This window comes from Shewanella sp. 10N.286.51.B7 (assembly GCF_002873615.1).
GTDB lineage: Bacteria > Pseudomonadota > Gammaproteobacteria > Enterobacterales > Shewanellaceae > Shewanella > Shewanella electrodiphila.
This window is the reverse complement of record NZ_MCUF01000021.1, coordinates 126,959-135,255: the sequence shown is the minus strand read 5'-3', so window position 1 is coordinate 135,255 and position 8,297 is coordinate 126,959. Positions and strand designations below refer to the sequence as shown.

Annotated in this window: 4 protein-coding genes; 1 reads left to right on the top strand and 3 read right to left on the bottom strand. The window is 40.5% G+C overall.

Annotation, left to right across the window (positions count from 1 at the left end; genetic code table 11):
* Window positions 1–307: 307 nt before the first annotated feature.
* From csrA to recA, 3 genes are all read right to left on the bottom strand, one after another.
* Window positions 308–508, bottom strand: a complete 201-nt coding sequence (gene csrA, locus BCU84_RS04825; RefSeq protein WP_102526966.1) for a carbon storage regulator CsrA — start codon at window positions 506–508, stop codon at window positions 308–310.
* Window positions 509–993: 485 nt separating this feature from the next.
* Window positions 994–3,618 carry an alanine--tRNA ligase gene (gene alaS, locus BCU84_RS04820; RefSeq protein ID WP_102526965.1) on the bottom strand — a complete coding sequence of 875 codons (2,625 nt, stop codon included), beginning with the start codon at window positions 3,616–3,618 and terminating at the stop codon, window positions 994–996.
* A gap of 578 nt (window positions 3,619–4,196) precedes the next feature.
* Entirely contained in the window at window positions 4,197–5,255 is a 1,059-nt protein-coding gene (gene recA, locus BCU84_RS04815) for a recombinase RecA (protein ID WP_102526964.1), read from the bottom strand.
* A gap of 412 nt (window positions 5,256–5,667) precedes the next feature.
* On the opposite strand from recA, the gene mutS reads away from it, so the two are divergent.
* Window positions 5,668–8,247, top strand: a complete 2,580-nt coding sequence (gene mutS / locus BCU84_RS04810) for a DNA mismatch repair protein MutS (protein ID WP_102526963.1) — start codon at window positions 5,668–5,670, stop codon at window positions 8,245–8,247.
* The last annotated feature ends 50 nt before the right edge of the window (window positions 8,248–8,297 follow it).

Sequence of the window (8,297 nt, the reverse complement as noted above, 5' to 3'; positions counted from 1 at the left end):
TGGATAGAAGAAGGAATAGTAGAGTGGATAGAAGAAGGAATATAAAACGAGTACAACGATGAGAGAATCAGCAAAATCTGAGTAAGCTTCGGGGGACCTAAAGTGCTATACAGAATAATCGAATCATTAAAAGATTGTTCATGACATACAGAAATAACACAAACCGAAACACGACTAACTCATTCAATAATAGCTGGTTCGGTTATATTCAAAGCTCATAATCAAAGGTTGGTTCATTTTTGTGTCAGACACAAAAAAGCCAGCTTTCACTGGCTTAAATGGTATAACGCTTAACAATTCTGATTTATCAGAAATTGCCACCCTCAGGGGTGCTATTTCCAGATTTTTCAGACTGGATACGTTGATAAATTTCTTCACGATGAACTGATACTTCTTTAGGTGCATTCACACCGATACGTACTTGGTTACCTTTAACACCCAGTACAGTAACAGTCACTTCATCACCTATCATTAATGTTTCGCCTACACGGCGAGTCAAAATCAGCATTCGATTGCTCCTTTAGTCCAATCAGCATACACCAGCTTCTATCCGTAATATGCGCGTTTAATAGTGTTAGCTTAATACAAATCATTAGTGACGACACTAAATCAATAAAATTTTTAAGCTTTTTAGCGTAAAAAATCGAAAATCAAAGAATTTTGGCATTTTAAAAGTCTGCTCGTATCAAGCTGTTAACATTTGCAGACCATTCTTTAGACAAAGCTAAAACAGAACTTTCGCATCAAGTTGCTGCTTTCATCATCAAATTAGCATAAAAATCTATAACCAATTAATTTGTAGTGCTTTGAACCAGATTATACAAAATATTGATGTTGGTTAACTTATTAACCAACATCAATAAATCTACTATGCCAAACCTTAAACAATCACTCAAGCCATAAAGCGACTGAGATCAAAAGATGATGAAATAAAACAGTTTAATCTCTTAAATCATCACCTAAACTATCCGTTAGAACAGTTATGGTTCATTACTAGCTTAAACGTTCTGTTAACCATGGTTGTACTAACGCTAACGCTTCATCAAGTTTCTCAGGCTGAGTACCACCAGCTTGAGCCATATCAGGACGTCCACCGCCTTTACCGCCAACTTGCAGAGCAACCATAGCAACTAACTCACCCGCTTTCACTTTACCTACAAGATCTTTGCTCACACCCGCAATTAAGTTCACTTTGCCTTCGTTTGCAATGCCTAATACGATAATCGCTGAATTAAGCTTTTGCTTTAATTCATCTTGCAAACCACGAAGTGATTTAGGATCTGCACCTTCAAGTTTTTTAACTAATACTTTAACGCCGTTAAGATCAATGGCTTCGCCAGCAATATCTGCGCTCGCTGCTGCCGCCAACTTGTCTTTAAGCTGAGACATTTCTTTTTCAAGTTGCTTCACTTTATCAAGCTGTGCTTTTAGTTTTACAACCACAGAAGCAGAATCAGACTTAAGTAATGAAGCCGCTTTATCAAGCTGAGCTTGTTGCTCTGCTACATAAGCCATTGCTGCTGCGCCAGTTACTGCTTCAATACGACGAATACCCGCAGCTATACCACCTTCTGATGTGATTTTGAATAAACCAATATCACCAGTGCGGCCCACATGAGTACCACCACAAAGCTCGATAGAGAAATCGCCCATGGTAACGACACGTACTTCGTTGTCGTACTTCTCACCAAATAACGCCATAGCGCCTTGCTCTTTGGCTTCATCAATCCCCATTACTGCGGTTTTCAGTTGATGATTACGACGAATTTGAGTGTTAACCATTTCTTCAACTTGCTTAAGTTCTGCTGCAGTAACAGCTTCAAAATGTGCAAAGTCAAAACGTAAACGTTCAGGGTTTACTAATGACCCTTTCTGGTTCACATGGGTGCCCAATACATTACGTAATGCGGAATGTAATAAATGCGTCACTGAATGGTTTAATTGAGTACGATGACGTAGTTTTTTATCCACTTCAGCGTTAACGGTTTGACCAAGGGTTAAGGTTCCAGCAGTTAACTTACCTTCATGACCAAAAGCCTGACCGAAAATTTGAGTGTCAGCGACAGTAAATACCGTCTCATCAACAGACAGTTGACCTTTATCACCAACCTGTCCACCAGACTCAGCATAAAACGGCGTGTTATCTAATACGATGACAGCGTCTTGTCCTGCGGCAAGTGACTCTACTGCAACACCTTCAACGTAGATTGCTGTTACAACGCCTTGACCATTTAATTCGGTATAACCACAGAATTCAGTCTCACCTTCGATTTTCAGGCCGCTATTATAATCAGTACCAAAGTTACCAGCTGCTTGTGCACGGCTTCTTTGCTCTGCCATTGCTGCTTCGAAACCTGCTTCATCAACAGTAATATCACGCTCACGACAAACATCTGCCGTTAAATCAACAGGGAAACCATAAGTATCGTAAAGTTTGAATGCGGTTTCACCGTCTAACACATTAGTGCTTAACTCGTTTAATGCAGCATCTAGAATGCCTAAACCACGCTCAAGAGTTCTAGCAAACTGTTCTTCTTCCGCTTTCAACGACTTTTCAATAATCGCTTTCGCTTCAACAAGGCCTTTACCCGCATCGCCCATCACTTCGATAAGTGTAGGTAATAACTTGTAAAAGAATGTCTCAGTCGCCCCTAGCTTATTACCGTGACGTACTGCACGGCGAATGATTCGGCGTAGCACGTAACCACGACCTTCATTTGATGGCATAACACCATCAGCAATCAAGAATGAACAAGAACGAATATGGTCGGCAATAACGCGCAATGATTTATTTTCTAAATCTTCTACATTGATAATTTCAGCGGCTTTTTTGATTAAGGCTTGGAATATATCGATTTCGTAGTTTGAGTGTACACCTTGCATAATTGCTGCAATACGCTCAATGCCCATACCAGTATCAACTGAAGGTTTTGGTAACGGCTGCATTTCACCATCAGCTTGACGGTTATACTGCATGAATACGATATTCCAGATTTCAATGAAACGATCGCCATCTTCTTCAGGTGTGCCTGGGCGGCCGCCCCAAATGTGCTCACCGTGATCATAGAAAATTTCAGAACATGGACCACAAGGGCCAGTGTCACCCATTTGCCAGAAGTTATCTGAAGCGTAAGCTGCGCCTTTGTTGTCACCAATGCGAATAATATTTTCAGCTGCAACGCCGATTTTCTTATTCCAAATTTCAAATGCTTCATCATCAGTATCATAGATAGTGACGCATAATTTTTCTGTCGGTAATTTCAATGTTTGAGTTAAGAAGTTCCATGCAAATGAAATCGCTTCTTCTTTAAAGTAATCGCCAAAGCTGAAGTTACCTAACATTTCAAAAAACGTATGATGACGAGCGGTATAACCGACATTGTCTAAATCATTGTGTTTACCACCAGCACGAACACAACGCTGTGATGTTGTCGCTCGAGTATAACCACGGTTTTCCAAGCCAAGAAAAGCTTCTTTAAACTGGTTCATACCCGCATTAGTAAACAATAACGTTGGGTCGTTATGCGGCACTAATGAGCTACTGTCGACAACTTGGTGTCCGTTGTTACCAAAATACGCTAAAAATGCGCTTCTTAATTCTGTGGTGGTCTGAAACATGAAATCGCCCTAAATGGATAAATTCTATTTATCTTGAAGCTGTATAACAGCTCGAATATTGGCAACATTATATACTTAAACAAACTGAAGGTGCGAGAATCTAGCGGCTTAGATTAGCGATTTTCTTACATTTGGGAGCGATTATGTTAATCGACAATTCAATTTTATGGCCTAAATAGTCCAAATCAAAATTGAAAGGAGCGTTATGACAATATTGCGATAACTTAAATAGTCTTTATTTCACGAACCACATGATAACTAGCCTTCATCAAGCTTGACTAGGGAATCATCTGTAATTCACTAATTACCCTAGCGATTTGATGGTGATGGCAAGATCTTAGGGTTATATTCTGAAAATTCCTAGCAGTTCGAAAAGGCAAAACTCTGTTCTAGTTTTAAAGCATTTTTACTAATGACTTACTCGCATTACAAACTATTTCAAAATATAAAAAAATCGCAATTGGCAAAACCAATCGCGATTTATTAATTTCAAGCAAGCTGTAGAGAAACTCGTTTAAAGATAACTTAGTTTATAGCTGTTCGAGTTAGCTTCCTGCTACCTTGGAGTTAAACTCGATTTAAAAAACTTCACCTGTTTCTAAATCGATATTTTCATCAGACTCTGCAGGAGCTGCTTCTTTTTCTTTGCTTAATAGCATTTGACGTAAGTTAGTTTCAATCTCTTCAGCTATTGCTGGGTTTTCAACTAAGTATTTACCAGCATTAGCACGGCCTTGACCGATTTTATTACCTTGATAGCTGTACCATGCACCTGCTTTTTCAACAAGCTTATGCGCTACACCTAAATCAACTAACTCGCCAGTACGGTTAATCCCTTTACCATAGAGGATTTGGAATTCAGCTTGTCTAAATGGCGCAGCAATTTTGTTCTTAACCACTTTCACGCGTGTTTCATTACCCACAACAGCATCACCATCTTTAATCGCACCTGTACGGCGAATATCAAGACGAACTGAAGCGTAGAACTTAAGTGCATTACCACCCGTTGTGGTTTCTGGGTTACCAAACATAACACCAATTTTCATGCGGATTTGGTTAATAAAGATAAGCAGTGTGTTTGATTGCTTAAGGTTACCAGCAAGTTTACGCATTGCTTGGCTCATCATACGTGCCGCTAAGCCCATGTGCGAATCACCAATCTCACCTTCGATTTCTGCTTTAGGTGTTAATGCAGCAACCGAATCGACAATAATCACATCAACAGCGCCAGAGCGTGTTAATGCATCACAAATCTCAAGCGCTTGCTCACCCGTATCAGGCTGAGAACATAAAAGGTTATCAATATCTACGCCTAAGTTTTTCGCATAAATAGGGTCAAGTGCGTGTTCAGCATCAATAAAGGCACAAGTTTTACCTTGGCGCTGTGCTGCTGCAATCACTTCAAGTGTTAAGGTTGTTTTACCAGAAGATTCAGGACCGTAGATTTCTACGATACGTCCCATTGGTAAACCACCAGCACCTAGTGCAACATCCAATGAAAGTGAGCCAGTAGAAATTGTTTCAACATCCATTGTGCGATCTGCGCCCAACTTCATGATTGAACCTTTACCAAATTGCTTTTCAATTTGGCCTAATACGGCATTTAACGCTTTCTCTTTATTTGGATCTGCTTTCATTCTCTTTATCCCTTTAAGGTGACTCAATTCGACATGCGAACTTGGTAACGAATAAATTTGTCTGTCTAACAATATGAGCTCAGTATACTGTATAATCATACAGTATCAATAGTTACTGTATACTTTTTTGACATTATTTCATTCGTATAATATTTTTATCTTATTAATCAATACCTAATAACCAAAATAAGTTTTAAAACCTCAAAGAGCTCATTGAACAAACTACTGTATACACTAGTATGAGCGAATGTGAATTATCGAGTTTTCAAAGATTTAATTCGTAATAAATAACAGTACTTGTCTTTCTAAAAGTCACTGTATGAACATCGCTTATTGGGAATCAAACTAAATATTGTTAAGATGAGCCCCGTTTATTATCCCGTATTAAAGCCAGATTAAGAGCAACTACTTAATGACCGTAAATGAAGACCCAAGTTTAGAAAAGCATACCCCAATGATGCGTCAATATTTGACGCTAAAAGCACAGCACCCAGAGATGCTTTTGTTTTATCGTATGGGAGACTTTTATGAATTATTTTATGAAGACGCCAAACTGGCTTCTGAACTATTAGGGATTTCACTTACTGCTAGAGGCAAGAGTGGCGGCAATGCAATACCTATGGCAGGTTTACCCTATCACGCCGTTGAAGGTTATCTCGCCAAGCTAGTACAAATTGGTCAATCAGTCGCTATTTGTGAGCAGATTGGCGATCCCGCTACCAGTAAAGGTCCAGTAGAACGTAAAGTCGTTCGTATTGTTACCCCTGGCACCTTAACTGACGAAGCCTTATTACAAGAAAGACAAGACAACTTACTCGCTGCGGTTTACCAAGGTAAAAATGGCTATGGCTACGCAACTTTGGACGTGTCATCAGGTCGATTTGTCATTGTTGAACTTGAGAATTCAGAAACATTAGAAGCTGAGTTGCAGCGTACTAGCCCTGCAGAGCTTTTATACAGTGAAGATTTAGCTGATAGGCATCTTATCGAGAACCTTAAGGGTATTAGACGTCGCCCTGAATGGGAATTTGATTACGACACTAGTATCCAGTTATTGCTGGAACAGTTTGGCACAAAAGACCTTCATGGCTTTGGTGTTAGCCATGCGCGTTTATCTTTACAAGCCGCTGGCTGTCTTATGCAATACGTAAAAGACACTCAAAAAACAGCTCTACCCCATATCAGCAGCATTACCATGTTTAACCAAGCTGATACGATAATTTTAGATGCCGCAACTAGGCGTAATCTTGAGTTGACCGTTAATCTTTCGGGTTCTCGTGATAACACTCTTGCTTGGGTATTAGATAAAACGGCTACGCCAATGGGCAGCCGAATGTTACAGCGCTGGATCCATCAGCCATTGCGCGATCAACAGCATATAAGCCAACGACAACAAGCGGTTTCTGAGTTAATAGAAACAGGCTTATTTGCTGACTTACACCAACAATTAAAAGCCTTAGGCGATATCGAACGTATCATGGCTCGCCTTGCTATTCGTAGTGCTCGTCCTAGGGATTTTGCACGCCTTCGCCAAGCCTTAGATTTGTTGCCTGAAATCCAACAAACACTCAGTCACTGCAAACAAGCAGAAATGCAACGCTTAGCAGCTTTATTAGGTGAGTTTCCTGAGCAACAACAATTATTGCAATCAGCCATTGTTGATAACCCGCCAATGCTAATCCGTGACGGTGGCGTTATCCGTTCAGGATATAATGCTCAGTTAGATGAGTGGCGTGGCCTTAGCGAAGGTGCCAATGATTATTTAGTACAAATGGAAGCCCGTGAAAAAGAACAAACTGGCATTAATACGCTAAAGGTTGGCTATAACCGAGTGCACGGCTATTACATTGAAGTCAGCCGCTTACAATCTGATCAAGTACCATTAAGCTATCAACGTCGCCAGACTCTTAAAAATACTGAGCGATATATCACCCCTGAGCTTAAGGAATACGAAGAGAAAGTACTTTCAAGCCAAGGCAAAGCTTTGGCAATTGAAAAGCAACTTTGGGAAGAATTGTTCGATTTACTTTTACCCAAGTTACATGAATTACAGCAATTTGCTCAAGCTGCATCGGAGTTAGATGTACTTAGTAATTTTGCTGAGCGTGCAGAAACATTAGGGTATAACTGCCCACAAATTAGTAATGAAATTGGTATTCATATAGAAGCGGGTCGTCATCCAGTCGTTGAACTAGTCAGCCAAAGTCCATTTATCGCCAACCCAGTTGCACTGGCACCAGAGCGACGTATGCTGATTGTCACTGGGCCTAATATGGGCGGTAAATCAACCTATATGCGCCAAGTCGCGCTAATCACGCTTATGGCACATATAGGCAGTTTTGTGCCTGCGCAAAAAGCTGTGATTGGCCCCATTGATCGCATATTCACCCGTATTGGCGCATCTGACGATCTGGCATCTGGGCGTTCAACTTTTATGGTTGAAATGACTGAGACAGCAAACATCCTTCACAATGCGACAGCGAAAAGCTTAGTATTAATGGATGAAATTGGCCGAGGAACATCAACCTATGATGGACTATCGCTTGCGTGGTCTGCAGCTGAATACTTAGCTGAAAAAGTGGCAGCGCTAACCTTATTTGCAACTCACTATTTTGAGTTGACTCAACTACCTGAACAAATATCAGGCGCTGCCAATGTGCATTTAGATGCCGTAGAACATGATGACACCATCGCCTTTATGCATGCTGTGCAAGAAGGTGCTGCAAGTAAAAGTTATGGATTACAAGTCGCATCACTTGCAGGCGTTCCAGCTCATGTCATAAAAGCTGCCAAACAAAAACTGCATATGCTTGAAAGTCGCGATTTAGCGAATACACAGAACGTCCCTATCCAAGAGGCACTTAATCTTACCATGCCTGAGCCGCTATCATCAGCTGCGACAGAAAAGCTCGCTCAGATTAATCCTGATGATTACAGCCCTAAACAAGCTTTAGATATGCTGTATGAACTAAAGCGATTAACTAATCTGTAAGACGCTATTGGTTAACTATTTGATGATAAGCCGCAACAGTAAAATGTAGC

Coding starts and splice junctions, on each gene's coding strand:
- csrA (WP_102526966.1), bottom strand. CDS start 508: ATGCTGATTTTGACTCGCCGTGTAGGCGAAACATTAATGATAGGTGAT.
- mutS (WP_102526963.1), top strand. CDS start 5,668: ATGACCGTAAATGAAGACCCAAGTTTAGAAAAGCATACCCCAATGATG.
- alaS (WP_102526965.1), bottom strand. CDS start 3,618: ATGTTTCAGACCACCACAGAATTAAGAAGCGCATTTTTAGCGTATTTT.
- recA (WP_102526964.1), bottom strand. CDS start 5,255: ATGAAAGCAGATCCAAATAAAGAGAAAGCGTTAAATGCCGTATTAGGC.